We start from the raw sequence: 19,032 nt of genomic DNA, 5'->3' as shown, positions 1-19,032 counted from the left end.
GCATGAGTGCAGTGCTGTCTATGGTCAGCCAGACCGTGCCGTCTTACGTCAAGCACAAAAAGCTTGTGGCTTGGGTGCAAGAAATTGCGGCCCTGACCGAGCCCAAGAATATTGTGTGGTGCGACGGTTCACAAGAAGAGTACGACCGCCTATGCGCGGAAATGGTTGAAGCGGGAACACTCCGCAAACTCAGCCCTGAAAAGCGTCCGAATTCCTATCTTGCCTGGTCTGATCCCTCAGACGTTGCGCGTGTGGAAGACCGTACTTATATCTGCTCTGAAAACAAGGAAGATGCGGGCCCCACCAACAACTGGGAAGAACCCGCCAAAATGCGCGCCACATTGAACGGTTTGTTCAAAGGCTCCATGCGCGGTCGCACCCTGTATGTGGTTCCATTTTCAATGGGTCCCTTGGGCAGCCCAATTGCCCACATTGGTGTTGAGTTGTCTGACTCGGCCTATGTGGTCGTGAACATGCGCATGATGACGCGCATGGGCAAAGCCGTGTACGACGTACTTGGCGAAAACGGCGAGTTCGTGCCTTGTGTACACACTGTGGGCGCCCCGCTGGAAGCCGGTCAGAAAGATGTGTCATGGCCCTGCAACCCAAGCACCAAGTACATTGTTCATTATCCTGAAACACGCGAAATTTGGTCGTATGGCTCCGGCTACGGCGGCAACGCACTGTTAGGCAAGAAGTGCCTGGCACTGCGCATTGCTTCCACCATGGGTCGTGATCAGGGCTGGCTGGCCGAGCACATGCTGATTTTGGGCGTAACAAACCCCGAGGGCAAGAAGTACCACGTGGCTGCCGCTTTCCCGTCTGCCTGCGGCAAAACAAACTTCGCGATGCTGATTCCTCCCGCATCAATGAAGGGTTGGACTGTGACCACCATTGGCGACGACATCGCCTGGATCAAGCCCGATGCCAACGGCAAGCTGCGCGCGATTAACCCCGAAGCGGGTTACTTCGGCGTTGCGCCCGGAACCAACACCAAGACCAACTCCAATTGCATGGCTTCCCTGAATGCCAACGTGATATTTACCAACGTTGCGCTGACAGATGACGGTGACGTGTGGTGGGAAGGTTTGACCAAGGAAGCGCCTGCGCACCTGGTTGACTGGACCGGTCAGGATTGGACTCCAGATTGTGGTCGCAAGGCTTCACACCCCAATGCCCGTTTCACCGTGGCCGCCGAACAAAACCCGGTGATCGACAACAACTGGGACAACCCGGCTGGTGTTGAAATTGACGCGTTCATTTTTGGTGGTCGCCGTTCAACCACAGTGCCCTTGGTCACCGAAGCCCGTAACTGGGTTGAAGGCGTTTACATGGCTGCAACCATGGGTTCAGAAACAACTGCTGCCGCATTTGGTCAGCAAGGTGTGGTTCGCCGTGACCCATTCGCCATGTTGCCATTCTGTGGCTACAACATGTCCGATTACTTCCAGCACTGGCTCGATTTGGGCAAGAAGCTGGAATCGTCTGGCGCCAAGTTGCCCAGCATTTTCTGTGTGAACTGGTTCCGTACCGATGCCGATGGCAAGTTCATCTGGCCTGGTTTTGGCGAAAACATGCGCGTTTTGGCATGGGCGCTTGAGCGTGTGGAAGGCAAGGGCAAGGGTGTTGATCATGTGTTTGGCACATCGCCGAGCTATGAAGACATCTCTTGGGACGGTCTTGAGTTCAGCAAAGATCAATTCGAGTCCATTACGGCGATTGATAAAGCGGCCTGGCTTGAAGAGCTTGACCTGCATGCCGAATTGTTTGAGAAGCTGAAGCACAACCTGCCGGCACAGCTGGAAGAAACCAAAGCACAAATCGCTAGCCGTTTGGCGGCCTGATTTGGCTTACACGTTTTGACTTTTTTCTGATACTCCGGAATTAGTCCTATGGCGGGCGCCCACAAGGCGCCCGTTTTCTTTTCTGCGGAAATTTTTGCATGTTCGAAAACATCGAATTGTGGGTTCTGGTTGCACTGTGTGCTGCGGCATTTGCGGCGGGCTTGATTGATGCCATGGTGGGTGGGGGCGGTTTGATCCAGATCCCGGCGCTATTTGGTTTGCTGCCAAGTCAAGGACATGCAACTTTGTTGGGGACCAATAAAATATCAAGCGTAGTTGGCACCACATTTGCCGCTTACAAATACGCCAAGGCCATTCAGGTGCCCTGGAATGCAGTATTGCCAGCCACGGCCATGGCGTTGATCGGTGCCTACTGTGGTGCTTATATCGTTACCCAAATTTCGACTGAAGTGTTGCGTTTGATGTTGCCGCTGTTGTTGATTGCAGTGGCTGTATATACCTTTTTGCGCAAAGACTTGGGCAGTGTTCATGCACCCAAGCTGGATAAGAATCGAGAACGTTTTTTCGGGGCCTGTGTCGGTTTGAGTATCGGCTTTTATGATGGTTTTTTTGGGCCAGGCACCGGTTCATTCTTAATGGTCGCCTTTGTGGTGTTCTTTGGCTACGACTTTCTGGCGGCCACGGCCGGAGCGAAGATGGTGAACATTGCCTGCAACCTGGCCTCGCTGGCATGGTTTGCACCAGCAGGGCATGTCATTGTTGCCTTGGGGTTGTTGATGGCCGTGTTTAACTTGGCGGGTGCGAGGGTAGGGGCTAGTCTGGCGATTCGGAAGGGTGCCGGGTTTGTGCGCAAGGCATTGTTGACGGTGGTGTTCCTTTTGATTCTGCGGACGAGCTACGACAGCTACTGGCCGTACGTGAAGGCGTGGTTGGCCTGACTGTTTCACGTGGAACACGTCGGTGAGTCGGGCCTTGAAAGATATGCAGGATTTGCTACATGGATGATCTGAGGCTTGGGTGCGACGCCAGCTGGCCTAAGCAAGCCTTCTGATTCCGGCTTGATGCTTCTGGCTTGGGGCATGCGAAACGCTTAAGCGTCTTCGCATCGATCCCCTGGATCGCCCCGCGCTGCGAAGCCGCCGGGAAGCCTTGCAAAGCCGGCCAGCCGGGTCGCACCCAAGCCTCACCTCATACACAACGCCCGCGTGTCGCCAGTGCCTCACAAGTCCATTTGCCAGCGCGCTCAGGCCGCAATGCCCTCGCAGCGCCGATCAAGAAAACCTGCCCGTTTGAATTCACCCGCCACGGTCGGCCATCGGCCGGCACCGAGACTCGGCCCGCCCTTTTGCCGAGCGAGGTGAGTCAGGGTGGATCTCAAAAAGGGAAATACAGGTTTTCTGGCGAGAGAGGGTATGCGCCTGAGCAAGCTAGCGCTTTAACAAAGTGATTGGGTGTTGCGCTGCATCGGGCGTCTCAGTTGTCTGTTTTCTGTTCCACGTGAAACATGTTCGCTTGGGCAAAATCGTGCCGAGGCATATAATTGCGCCATTGCCGCCGAATCGGGTCAGCTCGAATTCGGCATTTGAATTTTGAATCCTGTGTTGGATTCCGGCACCAAGTGCCAGGAGTGAATAATGTTTTATCCCGAAGAGTTTGATGTCATTGTTGTGGGTGGTGGCCATGCCGGTACCGAGGCGGCGCTTGCTGCTGCACGAGCGGGAAGCAAAACGCTGCTGCTGACACACAACATCGAAACACTTGGGCAAATGTCCTGTAACCCATCCATTGGTGGAATTGGTAAAGGCCATCTGGTGAAGGAAGTTGATGCGCTGGGTGGAGCCATGGCCATTGCCACTGATGAGGCGGGTATTCAGTTTCGTATTCTCAATGGCTCAAAAGGCCCGGCTGTGCGCGCAACCCGTGCCCAGGCCGACCGCGTGTTGTATCGGCAAGCCATTCGCACTCGCCTTGAAAATCAACCCAACCTTAGTTTGTTCCAGCAATCTGTTGAAGACCTTTTGCTGGACGGCGACCGCGTGTGCGGTGCTGTGACGCAGGTGGGTTTGAAGTTCAAGGCCAAGTCGGTCGTGCTTACCGCGGGTACCTTTCTGAACGGCAAAATCCATGTGGGCTTGCAAAATTATTCTGCAGGCCGGGCAGGAGACCCTCCGGCAATTGGCTTGGGAATGCGCCTTCAAGAAATGAAGTTGCCCCAAGGACGCCTAAAAACAGGTACGCCACCGCGCATCGATGGTCGAAGCATTGATTTCTCGGTCATGCAAGAGCAGCCTGGCGATCTCGATCCAGTGCCGGTATTTTCATATCTCGGAAACACGGCCATGCACCCACGGCAATTGCCGTGCTGGATTACGCACACCAACCAGAATACCCACGACATTATCCGGGGTGGCCTCGACCGAAGTCCCATGTACACGGGCGTAATAGAGGGGGTTGGTCCTCGGTATTGTCCATCCATCGAAGACAAAATTCACCGCTTTGCTGACAAGGAATCACATCAAATTTTCCTTGAACCGGAAGGTTTGACCACCAACGAGTATTATCCCAACGGCGTGTCCACCTCCCTTCCATTTGATGTGCAGCTTAATTTGCTGCATTCCATCAAAGGGCTGGAAAATGCGTACATCATGCGCCCCGGGTATGCGATCGAATACGATTACTTTGACCCGCGTGCACTGAAAACCACCTTGGAAACCAAAGCCATTGAAGGCCTGTTCTTCGCTGGTCAAATCAATGGCACAACAGGTTACGAAGAAGCCGCTGCCCAGGGTTTGCTGGCGGGTGTTAATGCAGCGCTCATGGTGCAAGGCAAAGATCAATGGACTCCACGCCGAGACGAGGCCTACCTGGGCGTGCTTGTAGACGATTTGACCAGCAAAGGTGTGGCAGAGCCCTATCGCATGTTCACCAGCCGTGCTGAATACCGTTTAAGCCTGCGTGAAGACAATGCAGACCAGCGCCTCACGCCAATTGGTCGAAAGTTGGGTTTGGTCGACGACATTCGCTGGAAAGCATTCTCGGAAAAGCGCGAGGCAGTCGAGCAGGAAAAGCAGCGACTACGTTCCACGTGGATCAATCCAAAAATTGTGGCGCAAGCCGAAGCCGAGCGCGTGCTGCACAAAGGCATCGATCGTGAATACAACCTGTACGATCTGCTCAAGCGCCCGGATGTCAGCTACCAAGACCTCAGTACGCTGAGTAAAGAAAATGGCGAATTCGCCTTGAGTAATCCCTTGCAGCAAAGCGATCTGGTTTCCCAGTTGGAAATCGAAGTGAAATACGCGGGTTATGTGTTGCGTCAACAGGCGGAAGTTGAGCGTGGGGTAGGCAATGAGTCAATTCGTCTTCCTGCCGATTTTGATTACGCCAGCGTGAACGGATTGAGCAAAGAAGTGCAGCAAAAGCTGAACACCCACAAGCCTGAAACGATTGGGCAAGCGGGCCGCATTCAAGGCATTACACCGGCTGCGATTTCGCTCTTGCTGGTGCACTTGAAGAAACGGGATTTGCTGAATCGCAAAGCCAATGCCACCAAGTTGTCGGACGGTACCGCGGAGCAAGTGGCTTGAATTCAGTGCATCGAAAGCCAAAGTCTGAAACCCTGGGGTCTTCAGACCAAGCGCTACTGGAAGAGGGTATTGCCTGTCTACGCCTGGGTTTGAGTGCTGAGCAACATGGGCAATTGTTCAAATATGGGCAGCTGATACAAAAATGGAACCGGGTGTATAACCTCACGGCCATTCGCAACAATCGGGAACTGGTCACGCACCATTTACTCGACTCCTTGGCGGTGTTGCCCGAACTATCTTTTGCGCTTCAGTCCACGCCCAATCCAAGAATTCTGGATGTAGGTGCGGGAGCCGGTTTGCCCGGCTTGGTATTGGCGATTGCCCAACCGGCTTGGAATGTAACCCTGATCGACACGGTTCAAAAAAAAGCGGCTTTCATGCAACAAGCCATTGCCAGTCTGGGTTTGAAAAATGCCCAGGCAGTGCATGGCAGGGTGGAAGAGTTTCAAGCAAGCCTGCCCTTTGATTTGATATGTTCCCGAGCATTCTCAAGCATCGACAACTTCATTGGGCTTGGCCAGCATGTATTAGCAGAGCACGGGCAGTTTGCCGCTTTGAAGGGGCGAGTCGAAGTCGACAGCGAAGTGCCCGCAGGTTGGCGAATTGAGGCACTTCATCCAATTGAAGTGCCATTCTTGGACGAGGCAAGGCACTTGTTCATGATTAAACGCTAAAATCAAAGCATTCATTCACAGGACAAGAAGATGGCGAAAGTTTTCTGCATTGCCAACCAGAAGGGTGGCGTGGGAAAAACCACCACCGCGGTGAATCTGGCTGCCGGTTTGGCCATGGCCAAACAGCGTGTGTTGCTGGTCGATCTCGATCCCCAAGGCAATGCCACCATGGGTTGTGGCATCGACAAGCGAAGCGTTAAACACACGGTTTACCAAGTGCTGGTGGGCATGGTGGGCGTGGCTGAAGCCACCGTTCGTGCAGAAGGCGAGTTCGATGTTCTGGCCGCCAACCGCGAGCTGGCGGGTGCAGAAGTGGAAATGGTCGAATTCGAAGACCGTGAAATCAAGCTGCGCGAGGCAATTGCCCAGGTTGACGGTCAATATGATTTCATCTTGATCGACTGTCCGCCAGCGCTGTCTTTGCTCACACTCAATGCACTGTGCTGCGCCAATGGCGTGGTAATACCCATGCAGTGCGAATACTACGCACTGGAAGGTTTGAGCGATCTGGTCAACACCATCAAGCAAGTGTGCAAAAACCTGAACCCGAATTTGACCATCATTGGTTTGTTGCGGGTCATGTACGATCCGCGCATGACATTGGCCCAGCAAGTGTCTGCCCAGCTCGAAAAACATTTTGGCAACAAGGTGTTCAAAACCATTATTCCGAGAAATGTGCGCTTGGCTGAGGCCCCTAGTTACGGTGTGCCTGGCGTCTTGTTTGACAAGTCCAGCAAAGGCGCAAAGGCCTATCTGGACTTCGCCAACGAAATGGTCGAGCGGCTTGGCTTGCCCATTGCAGCTTAAATCGCGGCCTAAGCCAATTGCAGTCTAATCCAATTCAGCAGAAGAAAATATGAACGCAATCAAACGTACCAAAGGCCTGGGAAGGGGTCTGGAAGCGCTATTGGGCCCCTCCGGTGACGATGTCAACAAAGACATGGGTGAGCAGGTCATGACACTGCCATTGGGCAAGCTGCAGGCCGGTAAATACCAGCCGCGTTCGCGCATGGATGAAAGTTCCCTCCTGGAGTTGGCCGAGTCCATCAAAAGCCAGGGCATTATGCAGCCCATCCTGGTGCGGCCAATTGGTTCAGGCAAATACGAAATCATCGCGGGTGAACGCCGTTTCCGCGCATCAAAAATAGCAGGTTTGGCCGAAGTCCCTGTATTGGTGCGTGCGGTTCCCGATGAGTCTGCCCTGGCCATGGCATTGATTGAAAACATTCAGCGCGAGGACTTGAATCCGCTGGAAGAAGCGCTGGGCGTGCAGCGTTTGATTCGTGAGTTCAATTTAACCCACGAAGACGCCGCCCGTGCCATTGGCCGATCCCGCAGTGCAACAAGCAATATGTTGCGCTTGTTGAACCTTGCTGAGCCGGTGCAAACCATGCTGCTGGCTGGTGACGTAGAAATGGGCCACGCTCGGGCCTTGTTGGCTTTGAATGCGGCAGAGCAAATTGCGTGCGCCAATGAAGTGGTGAACAAGCGTTTGTCCGTTCGTGAAACAGAAAAGCTCGTGAACGACTGGGCCAGCGACCACGACCGGGTGGCCACCAAGCCCAAGCAAACTGCGGATGTACGTCGCCTGGAAGAGGGCTTGGCCGATTGGTTGGCCAGCGCAGTTCAGTTAAAAGCCAATGCAAATGGCAAAGGCAGTGTTACTATTAAATTCAATAATTTGGACGAACTGGACGGTGTGCTGGAGCGCATCGGATTTCCCAAAGAAGAGCTTTAACTTCTGCACCAAATCGGTGTGAAAAATAAGCCGTTTTCGTTTGACGAGGGGCCGTACAAACCCCTATAATCTGGCGGTTTGTCAAAAACACGTGAGCCTTGCGGAAAATACGTATCCGAATAAGGTTAAATGTGGCAGCGCAGCAAATATGTGGAAAATAGTTGGACTCCAATGGGTCGTCGGGGTGATAGTCTGCCTCCTTATGTTGTTGGTGTCCCCAATTCACGCGCAGTCTGCCGTTTGGGGTTTCGTCGCCGTTGCGTTGCCGAGCACATTGTTCGCCGCACGGTTGGCCTTGGGTAGTAAAACCCCCATGGGCGGAACCTTTGTGTTTTTGACCGGAGAATTCCTGAAGGTTGGCGCAACAATCGCGATTATGTTTGTAGCGAGTCAAGTTGACCCGAACATTGTTTGGTGGTCCTTGATCCTCACTGCGATCGTCACCCTCAAAAGCTATTTTTTGGCATTTTTCTTGAGATAAGTATGGCATCTTCACCGAATGGGCAAACGCCCTCAGAGTACATCGTCCATCACTTGCAGCATTTCGCTACCGATAAGCAAAAATTTATCGTCGATTTCTCAGTGATCAACCTGGACACGATGTTTTTCTCCATCCTGTCCGGTTTAATCGTAATCTTCATGCTGTATAAAGCGGCATCCAAAGCCACTTCTGGCGTACCTGGGCGTTTTCAGGGCTTCGTCGAGATGATGGTTGAAATGGTTGAAAACCAGTCCAAATCAATTGTGCACGGCGACCGAACCTTCATTGCCCCTTTGGCTCTGACCGTGTTCCTGTGGATCATTGTCATGAACACCTTTGACTTGATCCCCGTGGACCTGATCCCCATGGCCTGGGGCCAACTGATGTACCAACTTGGCTATGCAGCCAGCGCTGGTGACCCCTACATGCGTGTGGTGGCCACGGCCGACCTGAACGGTACCTTGGGCTTGTCGCTCGGCGTGTTGTGCCTGATGCTTTACTACTCTGTAAAGATCAAAGGCGCGGGCGGCTTTGTTCACGAACTGTTCTGCGCACCTTTCGGTGCCAACCCACTGCTGTGGATCCCCAATTTTGTATTGAACCTGATTGAATTTGCCGCGAAAACCGTGTCCTTGGGCATGCGACTTTTCGGCAACATGTATGCAGGCGAATTGGTGTTCATGCTGATCGCTTTGCTGGGTGGCGCGGCTGCGTTGTCCTTGGGTGGAGCATTTGCCTTCTTGGGCCATGTGTTGGCCGGAACAATCTGGGCGATTTTCCACATTCTGATCGTGTTGCTCCAGGGCTTCATTTTCATGATGTTGACCTTGATCTACATTGGCCAGGCGCATCAGGGCCACTGATCGATTTTTAGTTTTTTTGGTTTTTTTAATTTTTCATTTTTTCAATTTAAGGAGTTGTCATGACTAACGTTGCTTTCGTAGCTCTTGCTTGCGGCATTATCATTGGTTTGGGCGCGATCGGCGCTTGTATCGGTATCGCGATCATGGGTGGTAAGTACCTGGAAGCTTCTGCGCGCCAGCCAGAACTGATGAACGAACTGCAAACAAAAATGTTCGTTTTGGCCGGTCTGATCGACGCTGCGTTCCTGATCGGTGTTGGTATCGCGATGATGTTCGCGTTTGCTAACCCATTTGTTGGTTAATTTACAGCCACTTCCTTCGAACAACACCGCACGAATGTTTTAAGTCCAATTCGTGCGTTTTAGAGGAAACATGCCGTGAACTTAAACGCAACGCTGTTTGCTCAGCTCGTCGTTTTCTTCATCTTGGCGGTCTTTACGATGAAATTCGTATGGCCCCCGCTGATCAAGAGCATCGATGAGCGTGCAAAGAAAATCGCAGACGGCCTGGCCGCTGCAGAACGTGGTAAGCAGGCTTTGGCAGAAGCCGGTCGTAAAGCTGAACAGGAACTGGCTGTTAGCCGTTCTGAAAATCAGCAACGCCTGGCCGAAGCAGAAAAGCGTGCCCAGCAGATTATTGAAGAGGCAAAACAACAAGCCGAAGTTGAGCGCAAGCGAATTCTTGCGCAGGCTGAAGCGGAAGCTGCAAACGAAGCACAACGTGCCCGTGACCAGTTGCGCGATCAGTTGGCAACACTCGTGGTGAAAGGCGCAGAGCAAATCCTGAAGAAGGAAGTGAACGCCCAGGCCCACGCAGATTTGCTGAATCAACTGAAAGCGGAACTGTAAGCCTAAAGCTTAAGGAAACACAAAATGGTCGAACTATCCACCATCGCCCGTCCTTACGCTGAAGCAGCGTTTGATGTTGCCAAAACATCAAGCCTGAAACAGTGGAGTGATTGGCTACAGTCGTGGTCGGCAGTCGCATGCAACGCAGACATCAAATTGCTGGTCAGCAACCCTAAGTTGACTGACGAGCAGGTGTTGAAGGTGTTTGTTGAACTGACCAAGACACCGGCGGAAGCGCAAGCAACGAATTTTTTGAGTGCGCTTGTGGAAAATGGCCGTTTGCTGGCCTTGCCAGAAATCGCTCGACAGTTCGAAGAATTGAAGAACAGCCATGAAGGTTCTGCAGATGCGGTCATCGCCTCTGCATTCCCCATGACTAATGCTGAAGTTCAAAACGTACGTGGTGCATTGGAAAAGAAATTTGGGTCCAAACTGAACGTAACAGTTCAGGTGGACGAGTCCCTGATTGGTGGCGTGTGCGTCACTGTCGGCGATCAAATTTTGGATAGTTCGGTGCGCGGCAAACTTAACGCGATGAAGGCGGCTTTAACAGCCTAACTTGGCCCTCAAACGTAATTGGAGCAATCAATATGCAGATTAATCCCTCTGAGATCAGTGAACTGATCAAGAGCCGGATCGAAGGCCTCGGATCATCGGCCGACATCCGGACACAAGGTACTGTAGTGTCCGTGAGCGACGGTATTTGCCGCGTTCATGGTTTGTCAGATGTGATGCAAGGTGAAATGCTGGAATTCCCAGGCAACACCTTTGGTTTGGCGCTCAACCTGGAACGTGATTCCGTGGGTGTCGTTATTTTGGGTTCTTACGAACACATTTCTGAAGGCGATCTGGTCAAGTGTACCGGCCGTATTCTGGAAGTGCCCGTAGGTCCCGAGCTGCGTGGTCGCGTGGTGAATGCATTGGGTGTGCCGATCGACGGCAAGGGCCCAGTCAACGCCAAGATGACCGACGTGATTGAAAAAGTGGCCCCAGGTGTTATTGAACGTAAGTCAGTAGACCAGCCGCTGCAAACCGGTGTGAAAGCGATTGATGCCATGGTTCCTGTTGGCCGCGGCCAGCGTGAATTGATCATTGGCGACCGTCAAACTGGTAAAACAGCAGTTGCGATCGACGCGATCATTAACCAGAAAGGCACTGGCGTAACTTGCGTGTACGTGGCTGTGGGCCAAAAAGCCTCTTCCATCGTGAACGTAATCCGCAAGCTCGAAGAGTTCGGCGCTTTGGAGTACACCATTGTTGTGGTGGCTTCTGCATCTGAATCGGCTGCCATGCAATATCTGGCACCTTACTCGGGTTGCACCATGGGCGAGTACTTCCGTGATCGCGGTGAAGACGCTCTGATCGTGTATGACGATCTGTCCAAGCAAGCTGTGGCCTACCGTCAAATTTCCCTGTTGCTGCGTCGCCCACCCGGCCGCGAAGCTTACCCAGGTGACGTGTTCTATCTACACAGCCGTTTGCTCGAGCGCGCATCACGCGTGAACGCCGAATACGTTGAAAAATTCACCAAGGGTGAAGTGAAAGGCAAAACCGGTTCTTTAACCGCCCTGCCAATCATTGAAACCCAGGCTGGTGACGTAACAGCGTTCGTTCCAACCAACGTAATTTCGATTACTGACGGTCAAATCTTCTTGGAAACCGACTTGTTCAACGCCGGTATCCGTCCAGCGATTAACGCGGGTATTTCCGTGTCTCGCGTGGGTGGTGCAGCGCAGACCAAAGTGGTCAAGAAGCTGTCAGGCGGTATCCGTACCGACTTGGCCCAGTACCGTGAATTGGCTGCGTTTGCGCAGTTTGCTTCTGATCTTGACGAAGCAACCCGCCGCCAGCTGGAACGTGGTCGCCGTGTAGTTGAGTTGTTGAAGCAGCCCCAGTACGCCCCATTGAAAACATGGGAAATGGCACTGGCCCTGTTCGCAATCAACAATGGTTATCTGGATGATGTCGAGGTATCGAACGTTCTTCCTTTCGAGGTTTCTCTGCGTCAATTCATGCAGACAAGCCACAAGGACCTGATCGATCGTATCGAGCAGACTTACGAGTTGTCGAAAGACGATGAGCCAAAGCTGCACGAAGCCGTGAAATCATTCAAGAAAACTGGCGCGTATTAATCAGAGCGATCTGATTGTACCCACCGCATAACTCGGAAGGTCTAGTACCTTCCCAGTCATTGGAGGAAATACGATGTCAGGAATGAAGGAAATCCGGACCAAGATCAAGAGCGTGCAAAACACGCGAAAGATCACGAAGGCGATGGAAATGGTGGCTGCGTCCAAAATGCGCAAAGCCCAGGACCGTATGCGTTCGGCTCGTCCCTATGCGGACAAAGTTCGGAATATTTGCGCCAACCTGGCCAAGGCAAACCCGGAATACCGCCATGAATACATGGTGGCGCGCGACGAAATCAAAAACGTTGCTGCGATTGTTGTGACAACTGACAAAGGCTTGTGTGGTGGCTTGAACACCAACATTCTGCGTTTGGTGACCAGCAAGTTTCAGGAATTGACCGGCAAAGGCGCAAAGGTACGAGCAACCGCAATCGGTACAAAGGGCGCTGGCTTCTTTAACCGCATTGGTGTTGAGGTAACTTCCAAAGTGACAGGTCTTGGTGACAAGCCCCACCTGGAAGCGCTGATCGGTGCAATCAAGGTTCAACTTGATGCATACGTTGCAGGCGAAGTGGATGCCGTTTATTTGGCCTACACCAAGTTTGTAAACACCATGAAGCAAGAAGCCGTGTTCGAGCAACTGCTGCCCTTGGGTGGCGAAAGGCTGCAAGCCGATGAGGGTTCCACGTCGTGGGACTACATCTATGAGCCGGATGCGAAGGCCGTGATTGACGATTTGCTGCTGCGTTACATCGAAGCATTGGTGTACCAGGCTGTGGCAGAAAACATGGCTTCAGAACAATCAGCACGTATGGTTGCGATGAAGGCAGCGTCAGACAACGCCAAGAATGTGATCAGTGAACTGCAACTTACCTACAACAAAGCCCGTCAGGCTGCCATTACGAAAGAATTGGCAGAGATCGTCGGCGGCGCAGCGGCTGTGTAAGCGGAAGTTCGGAACGATTTTGAATTAAGGAAATAACGATGAGTACTGCGACAAACGAAGGAAAAATCGTACAGTGTATCGGCGCGGTGATTGACGTTGAGTTTTCACGCAACAACATGCCGAAAGTGTACGACGCGCTAACCATGGAAGGTTCCGAACTGACACTGGAAGTTCAGCAGCAGCTGGGTGACGGTGTGGTTCGTACCATCTGTTTGGGTGCATCAGACGGCCTGCGCCGTGGCATGGCTGTGACCAACACAGGCAAGCCGATTTCTGTACCAGTGGGCCAAGGCACACTGGGCCGCATTATGGACGTATTGGGTCGCCCAATCGACGAAGCTGGCCCTGTGAAAACCGACGCTACACGTGCCATTCACCAAAATGCACCTGCTTTCGACGAACTGTCACCTTCGACAGAACTGCTCGAAACAGGCATCAAAGTGATCGACTTGATCTGCCCATTCGCCAAAGGCGGTAAGGTAGGCTTGTTCGGTGGTGCGGGTGTGGGCAAGACCGTGAACATGATGGAATTGATCAACAACATCGCCAAGCAACACGGTGGTTACTCCGTGTTTGCCGGTGTGGGTGAGCGTACTCGTGAGGGTAACGACTTCTACCACGAGATGAAAGATTCCAACGTGTTGGACAAAGTGGCACTGGTGTATGGCCAGATGAACGAGCCTCCCGGCAACCGTCTGCGCGTTGCGTTGACAGGCTTGACGATGGCTGAATACTTCCGTGACGAAGGCCGTGACGTTCTGCTGTTCGTGGACAACATTTACCGCTTTACATTGGCCGGTACTGAAGTGTCCGCGTTGTTGGGTCGTATGCCTTCTGCGGTGGGTTACCAGCCAACACTGGCCGAGGAAATGGGTCGCTTGCAAGAGCGCATTACTTCGACCAAGAAGGGCTCCATTACTTCCGTGCAAGCTGTATACGTTCCTGCGGATGACTTGACCGACCCGTCACCCGCTACAACGTTTGCTCACTTGGACGCCACAGTTGTGTTGTCTCGTGACATCGCTTCTTTGGGTATTTACCCTGCGGTGGATCCATTGGATTCCACATCACGCCAGGTTGACCCCAACATCATCGGTGAAGAGCACTACAACGTGGCCCGTGGCGTGCAGCAAACACTGCAGCGTTACAAGGAACTGCGCGACATTATCGCGATTTTGGGTATGGACGAATTGTCTCCAGAAGACAAGCTGGCCGTGGCCCGTGCGCGTAAAATTCAGCGTTTCCTGTCACAGCCTTTCACAGTGGCTGAAGTATTTACCGGTTCACCCGGCAAGTACGTGTCACTGAAGGAAACCATTCGCGGCTTCAAGATGATTGTGAACGGTGAGTGTGACAACTTGCCCGAGCAGGCTTTCTACATGGTAGGTACCATCGACGAAGCCTTCGAAAAAGCCAAGAAAATTCAGTAATCCGACTGGTGTGTCGTGTGCCGGCGAAGGTGAAAACCCAAGTCGGTGCCCATCACAAAGGAAATGAGTATGTCGACAATCCACGTGGATGTGGTGAGTGCAGAAGAATCAATCTTCGAAGGTGAAGCAGAATTTGTTGCTTTGCCCGGAGAGCAGGGTGAGCTGGGTATTTATCCACGCCACACTCCGCTGATTACGCGCATCAAACCAGGTACAGTTCGCATCAAGATTGCAGGTCAGGCTGAAGAAGAAGTGGTGTTTGTGAATGGTGGCGTGTTGGAAGTACAACCCAACTCGGTTACGGTTCTTGCAGACACGGCCCTTCGCGGCGGCGACCTGGATGAAGCAAAGGCTACGGAGGCCAAGCGTTTGGCCGAAGAAGCACTGGCCAATCGCAGTGCGGACATTGACTATGCTCAAGCACAAGCTGAATTGGCTTCCGCGATTGCACAGTTGCAAGCCATCAAGCGCTTGAGAAAAGTACGTTAAAAGCAATACAAGGTTGAGAAACCAGTGAAAAGCCACGGTGAAAGCCGTGGCTTTTTTCTTGGCCGGATGCATTGTGAATACAGGTGGAACCACAGGGTGTGTTCTCGCAACATAAATGGCAATCAAGGAGCCGTTTATGTATCAAAAATTCGATGATCTGTTGAAAGACCTTCAACAGAATCGCCCCAGCAACATGACCCCACTGGGGCGGGTTTTTTTCTTCAATGACCAAGCGGTGTTGCTGCAGCATGGGGAAATGGAAGGAATAACCTGGGTCGACATTCACATTGAATTGAAGCGTTTTCGACTCGACAATCTGGCTGCGGCGAAAAAGGTGCTGCAGGCCAATCGGGAAATGGGCGCGTCAACGCCAATTCCTTCCTGGTTTGCCGTGGACCAGAACAATGATTGCCTGGTGTTCATTAACCGGCTGGATTGGCGACACATTACGTGCAAAATCCTGGAAAACCACATTCTGCGTTGCATTGAACAAATGGGAAGTGCACTGGCAACTGAAGGTGTGTAATCCTCGGTGATGGGTCTACAGGTTAGAATAAAGGCATGAAAATCGCCTTGTATTCTGACTTGCATCTTGAAACGATGCGCCGTTTCCCCGCTTTGGCGGCGGTTCCACAGCCTGTCGAGGAAGTGGATCTAATGATTCTTGCCGGTGATATTCATCAAGGTACCCAAGGCTTGCAGGCCTTGGCTGAACTCGGCGAGAAACAGCACATTTACGTGGCGGGCAACCACGAGTATTACCACCACGACATTGAAATTCTGGACGACCATTTGTTCGAGCTGGCCGAGAGGAAGCAATTGAACTACCTGCAGCGCACCGGTGTGGTTATTCAAGGTGTGCGTTTTTTGGGCTGTACCTTGTGGACCGATTTCAATATTCAACCGGGTTGGCGATTCGGTGCCGAGTTGGTGGCCAAGGCGTTCTTGCCCGATTACAAATTGATTCGCATGCGGGGCAAACAGTTTTCTCCCAGCATGGGTATCGATCTGCACTATCAGAACATTGATTGGCTAGAGTCCGCATTAGCAATGCCTTTTGATGGCAAAACCGTGGTGATCACTCACCACGCGCCTCATCCGCAAAGTATTCATCCGCGTTTCAATTTGAGTCCGATCAATGCGGCATTTGTGTCCGACCTTAGCCGCTTAATGGGCAAGGCCGATGTGTGGGTGCATGGGCACATGCACGACTCGTTTGATTACACCGTGCACAACAACGGAGGCCAAACCCGTGTGCTGGTCAACCCGCGTGGCTATGTGCGTAAAAAAGGCAAGGCACGAAAAATGGAGCGTGGGCAGGTGCAGGTGACGCCACAGGCTTTCGAGAATCCCTTTTTTAATCCACACCTTGTGTTCGAAGTATGAAGCTGGCCGCCAATCTGAGTTGGCTGTACACCGAGCTCGATTTTCTGGCGCGCATCGAGGCCTGCGCCGAAGACGGTTTCAGGCATGCCGAGTGCATGTTTCCCTACGATTATTCTGCTGAACTGCTGCGCGATAAAGCCGGTGAGGCGGGCGTGCAATGGGTGTTGATCAATGCACCTGCAGGCAATTGGACCAATGGCGATCGAGGCCTGGCGGTTGAACCGGCACGGCGCGATGAATTCAAACGTTCTATCGAGCAAGCGGTACGCTATGCCGCAACACTGGGTGTGCGCAAAGTGCATGTGCTGGCCGGGGTGGTTGATTTGAGCGATGCGCGGGCTGTGCAATTGGCACGGGCCTGTTACGCCGAGAACCTGAACTGGTTGGCAAGCAGCATGCGAGATGAACCCGTGGACTGGTTGATTGAACCCATTAACCGAGTTGATGTTCCTGGTTATTTGTTAAGCCACCAAGCGGATGCGCATGACCTGTTGATTGATTTGAATCGGGTCAATTTGGGTGTGCAAATGGACCTGTACCATGTTGAACGAACCGAAGGTAATGCACGGGATGCGCTGGGCCGCTACCTGCCTACCGGGCGTGTGAAGCACTTGCAAATTGCAGGTGTACCTGACCGAGATGAGCCGAATGAATCTGTGTATTCAGGAATTCATGCCAAATTGAAAACGCTGAACTACAACGGCCACATTGGTTGCGAGTATCGACCCAAAGCGGGCACCCGCGATGGCTTGGGCTGGATCCGAAGCACTGGATTTTCAGGCACAATGGAGTCCTTCGAACCTTGAGCTTAGGCGGGCAACCGCCGGAAGAATTGCCCATGCAAGACGCTGAACTGAAGCAACTGCTCGACAACACCAAAACGATCGCTGTTGTGGGTTTTTCTTCGCAAGCCCACAAGCCCAGTTTTTTTGTTGCCAAGTACCTGCAGTCGCAGGGCTATCGAATTTTGCCGATCAACCCGGCTTTGCAAGGTCGACCAAGTGGTCTGTTGGGCGAAACCTGTTACCCCGACCTGAAAACCGCGATGGCCGAAACCGGCCTGAAAATTGACCTGGTCGATGTGTTTCGCCGCGCCGAGCACACCCCCGATGTTTTGGCTCAGGCCATGAATGTGGGTGCAGGTGCCGTGTGGTTGCAGCAGGGAATTCGCAACGACATGGTTGAAGCCAAGGCGAAGGCTGCAGGTTTACCTTTTCTCATGGACCGTTGTTTGAAAACCGAACACCAGCGTCTGTATTTAGTTTGAAATTATTGAATAAGCATCTACGAATATGAGCAGTTTTCAGCCCGTTAAAAATGACACCTTCTTGCGTGCATTGCGCCGTGAAGCCACCGAGTACACGCCAGTTTGGTTAATGCGCCAAGCGGGCCGTTATTTGCCCGAGTACCGCGCAACGCGCGCAAAAGCCGGCAACTTTATGGGTTTGTGCACCAACCCGGAGGCGGCCTGCGAAGTGACTTTGCAACCGCTTGAACGGTACAAGCTGGATGCGGCCATTTTGTTCTCGGATATTTTGACCGTGCCCGATGCCATGGGCTTGGGTTTGTATTTTGCAGAAGGCGAAGGTCCCAAGTTTGAGCGCCCCTTGGTTACCGAGGCTGATGTGGCCAAGCTCGCAGTTCCTGACATTGGTACCAGCCTGAGGTATGTGACAGACGCAGTCAGCACCATTCGGGGCGCACTGGATGGCCGGGTACCATTGATTGGTTTTTCAGGCAGCCCTTGGACCCTGGCGTGTTACATGGTTGAAGGGGGTGGCAGCAGCGACTTCCGGAAAGTAAAAACCATGTTGTACAAGCGTCCTGACCTGATGCACCGCATTCTGGAAGTGACCACTGAGGCGGTCAGTCAGTATCTTCGTGCTCAAATTGAGGCCGGCGCACAAGCCGTGATGATTTTCGACAGCTGGGGCGGTGCCTTGGCCGATGGCGCATTTCAGAAATTCAGCTTGAACTACATCAAGAAAATCGTGGCCAGTTTGCCTTTGCAGGCCAATCGGGGTGCATTCACCGAGGATATTCCTTCGATTGTGTTCACCAAGGGTGGCGGTTTGTGGCTCGAGGACATTGCGTCCAGTGGTGCCAGTGCAATTGGTGTGGACTGGACTGTTAATTTGGGTCAGGCCCGTGCCCGTATTGGTGACCGTTGTGCAATTCAGGGCAACCTGGATCCCAATGTGTTGTTTGCCGAGCCGGCGCAAATTGAGGCCGAAGTGGCCAAAGCATTGGAAAGTTTTGGTGTGCCACAGGCGGGTGCCGGCCATGTGTTCAACTTGGGCCATGGTATTTCCCAGTTCACCAACCCCGACAGTGTCGAGGTGATGGTCAATGCAGTGCACAGCTACAGCCGCAAACAAAGGCAGTAAAAACTTGGACTTATGCACATTTTTGGCGCAAGGCTTCAGAAATGTTTTTTTGCATTGCACGACGATTGGAAAAGCAGAGTGGGCAGTTAAGTGCTTGTTTTTAAATACAAAAAATGTATTTTACAAAATTTGTACTTTACATGAATGCCTGCATCCTGTAGCACGTCCGTGGATTATTTCCACGGATGTCCACAAAGTTATCCACATTGACTGTTAAAAATTTTGTATTCCGTTTAATTCAAGCCAGCTAGTCCATGAACTTAAAGTAA

The 19,032-nt window shown here is 52.5% G+C and carries 20 protein-coding genes; all 20 read left to right on the top strand.

The window, feature by feature from the left end; all coding sequences use genetic code 11:
* The first annotated feature begins 2 nt into the window (after positions 1–2).
* The 20 genes from ACVL1J_RS02220 to hemE all read left to right on the top strand — a co-directional run bounded on the left by ACVL1J_RS02220 (position 3) and on the right by hemE (position 18,763).
* The gene (locus ACVL1J_RS02220; RefSeq protein WP_159569384.1) at positions 3–1,844 is read left to right on the top strand and encodes a phosphoenolpyruvate carboxykinase (GTP); all 1,842 of its coding nucleotides are present in this window, start codon (positions 3–5) and stop codon (positions 1,842–1,844) included.
* A 98-nt stretch (positions 1,845–1,942) separates the two neighbouring features.
* Complete coding sequence (locus ACVL1J_RS02215) at positions 1,943–2,743, top strand: TSUP family transporter (RefSeq protein WP_159569387.1); 801 nt, start codon at positions 1,943–1,945, stop codon at positions 2,741–2,743.
* Between the two features lie 696 nt (positions 2,744–3,439).
* A complete protein-coding gene (gene mnmG / locus ACVL1J_RS02210; RefSeq protein ID WP_341237048.1) occupies positions 3,440–5,392 on the top strand; it encodes a tRNA uridine-5-carboxymethylaminomethyl(34) synthesis enzyme MnmG in 1,953 nt (650 codons plus the stop codon).
* A 5-nt stretch (positions 5,393–5,397) separates the two neighbouring features.
* Positions 5,398–6,066: a 16S rRNA (guanine(527)-N(7))-methyltransferase RsmG gene (gene rsmG / locus ACVL1J_RS02205; protein WP_236550849.1), complete on the top strand. Its 669-nt coding sequence runs from the start codon at positions 5,398–5,400 to the stop codon at positions 6,064–6,066.
* A 30-nt stretch (positions 6,067–6,096) separates the two neighbouring features.
* Complete coding sequence (locus tag ACVL1J_RS02200) at positions 6,097–6,873, top strand: ParA family protein (RefSeq protein ID WP_341237049.1); 777 nt, start codon at positions 6,097–6,099, stop codon at positions 6,871–6,873.
* A gap of 49 nt (positions 6,874–6,922) precedes the next feature.
* A complete protein-coding gene (locus ACVL1J_RS02195; protein WP_491665081.1) occupies positions 6,923–7,804 on the top strand; it encodes a ParB/RepB/Spo0J family partition protein in 882 nt (293 codons plus the stop codon).
* Between the two features lie 91 nt (positions 7,805–7,895).
* Complete coding sequence (locus tag ACVL1J_RS02190) at positions 7,896–8,285, top strand: ATP synthase subunit I (RefSeq protein ID WP_491665080.1); 390 nt, start codon at positions 7,896–7,898, stop codon at positions 8,283–8,285.
* A gap of 2 nt (positions 8,286–8,287) precedes the next feature.
* Positions 8,288–9,148 (top strand): F0F1 ATP synthase subunit A, encoded by an 861-nt coding sequence (atpB, locus tag ACVL1J_RS02185; RefSeq protein ID WP_341237364.1) that lies wholly within the window; start codon positions 8,288–8,290, stop codon positions 9,146–9,148.
* Between the two features lie 59 nt (positions 9,149–9,207).
* The gene (gene atpE / locus ACVL1J_RS02180) at positions 9,208–9,450 is read left to right on the top strand and encodes a F0F1 ATP synthase subunit C (protein ID WP_008247085.1); all 243 of its coding nucleotides are present in this window, start codon (positions 9,208–9,210) and stop codon (positions 9,448–9,450) included.
* A gap of 75 nt (positions 9,451–9,525) precedes the next feature.
* Positions 9,526–9,996: a F0F1 ATP synthase subunit B gene (locus ACVL1J_RS02175; protein WP_105027747.1), complete on the top strand. Its 471-nt coding sequence runs from the start codon at positions 9,526–9,528 to the stop codon at positions 9,994–9,996.
* 24 nt (positions 9,997–10,020) lie between these two features.
* Positions 10,021–10,554, top strand: a complete 534-nt coding sequence (locus ACVL1J_RS02170) for a F0F1 ATP synthase subunit delta (protein ID WP_341237365.1) — start codon at positions 10,021–10,023, stop codon at positions 10,552–10,554.
* A gap of 32 nt (positions 10,555–10,586) precedes the next feature.
* Positions 10,587–12,128, top strand: coding sequence for a F0F1 ATP synthase subunit alpha (gene atpA, locus ACVL1J_RS02165; RefSeq protein WP_159569402.1), 1,542 nt, complete (start codon positions 10,587–10,589; stop codon positions 12,126–12,128).
* Between the two features lie 73 nt (positions 12,129–12,201).
* Positions 12,202–13,071 carry a F0F1 ATP synthase subunit gamma gene (atpG, locus tag ACVL1J_RS02160; protein ID WP_159569404.1) on the top strand — a complete coding sequence of 290 codons (870 nt, stop codon included), beginning with the start codon at positions 12,202–12,204 and terminating at the stop codon, positions 13,069–13,071.
* A 38-nt stretch (positions 13,072–13,109) separates the two neighbouring features.
* Entirely contained in the window at positions 13,110–14,501 is a 1,392-nt protein-coding gene (atpD, locus tag ACVL1J_RS02155; RefSeq protein WP_159569406.1) for a F0F1 ATP synthase subunit beta, read from the top strand.
* A 69-nt stretch (positions 14,502–14,570) separates the two neighbouring features.
* Complete coding sequence (locus tag ACVL1J_RS02150) at positions 14,571–14,990, top strand: F0F1 ATP synthase subunit epsilon (RefSeq protein ID WP_159569408.1); 420 nt, start codon at positions 14,571–14,573, stop codon at positions 14,988–14,990.
* 136 nt (positions 14,991–15,126) lie between these two features.
* A complete protein-coding gene (locus ACVL1J_RS02145; protein WP_341237366.1) occupies positions 15,127–15,516 on the top strand; it encodes a hypothetical protein in 390 nt (129 codons plus the stop codon).
* Positions 15,517–15,551: 35 nt separating this feature from the next.
* A complete protein-coding gene (locus ACVL1J_RS02140; protein WP_341237367.1) occupies positions 15,552–16,376 on the top strand; it encodes a metallophosphoesterase in 825 nt (274 codons plus the stop codon).
* Positions 16,373–17,182, top strand: a complete 810-nt coding sequence (locus ACVL1J_RS02135; RefSeq protein ID WP_341237368.1) for a hydroxypyruvate isomerase family protein — start codon at positions 16,373–16,375, stop codon at positions 17,180–17,182. Before ACVL1J_RS02140 ends, ACVL1J_RS02135 begins: the two co-directional genes overlap by 4 nt.
* Positions 17,179–17,643: a CoA-binding protein gene (locus ACVL1J_RS02130; RefSeq protein WP_236550825.1), complete on the top strand. Its 465-nt coding sequence runs from the start codon at positions 17,179–17,181 to the stop codon at positions 17,641–17,643. Before ACVL1J_RS02135 ends, ACVL1J_RS02130 begins: the two co-directional genes overlap by 4 nt.
* A 25-nt stretch (positions 17,644–17,668) precedes the next feature.
* Positions 17,669–18,763: a uroporphyrinogen decarboxylase gene (gene hemE, locus ACVL1J_RS02125; RefSeq protein WP_341237369.1), complete on the top strand. Its 1,095-nt coding sequence runs from the start codon at positions 17,669–17,671 to the stop codon at positions 18,761–18,763.
* The last annotated feature ends 269 nt before the right edge of the window (positions 18,764–19,032 follow it).

It is taken from the genome of Limnobacter sp. G6BE5S (assembly GCF_058448965.1).
This window is presented reverse-complemented; position numbering and strand designations above follow the sequence as displayed.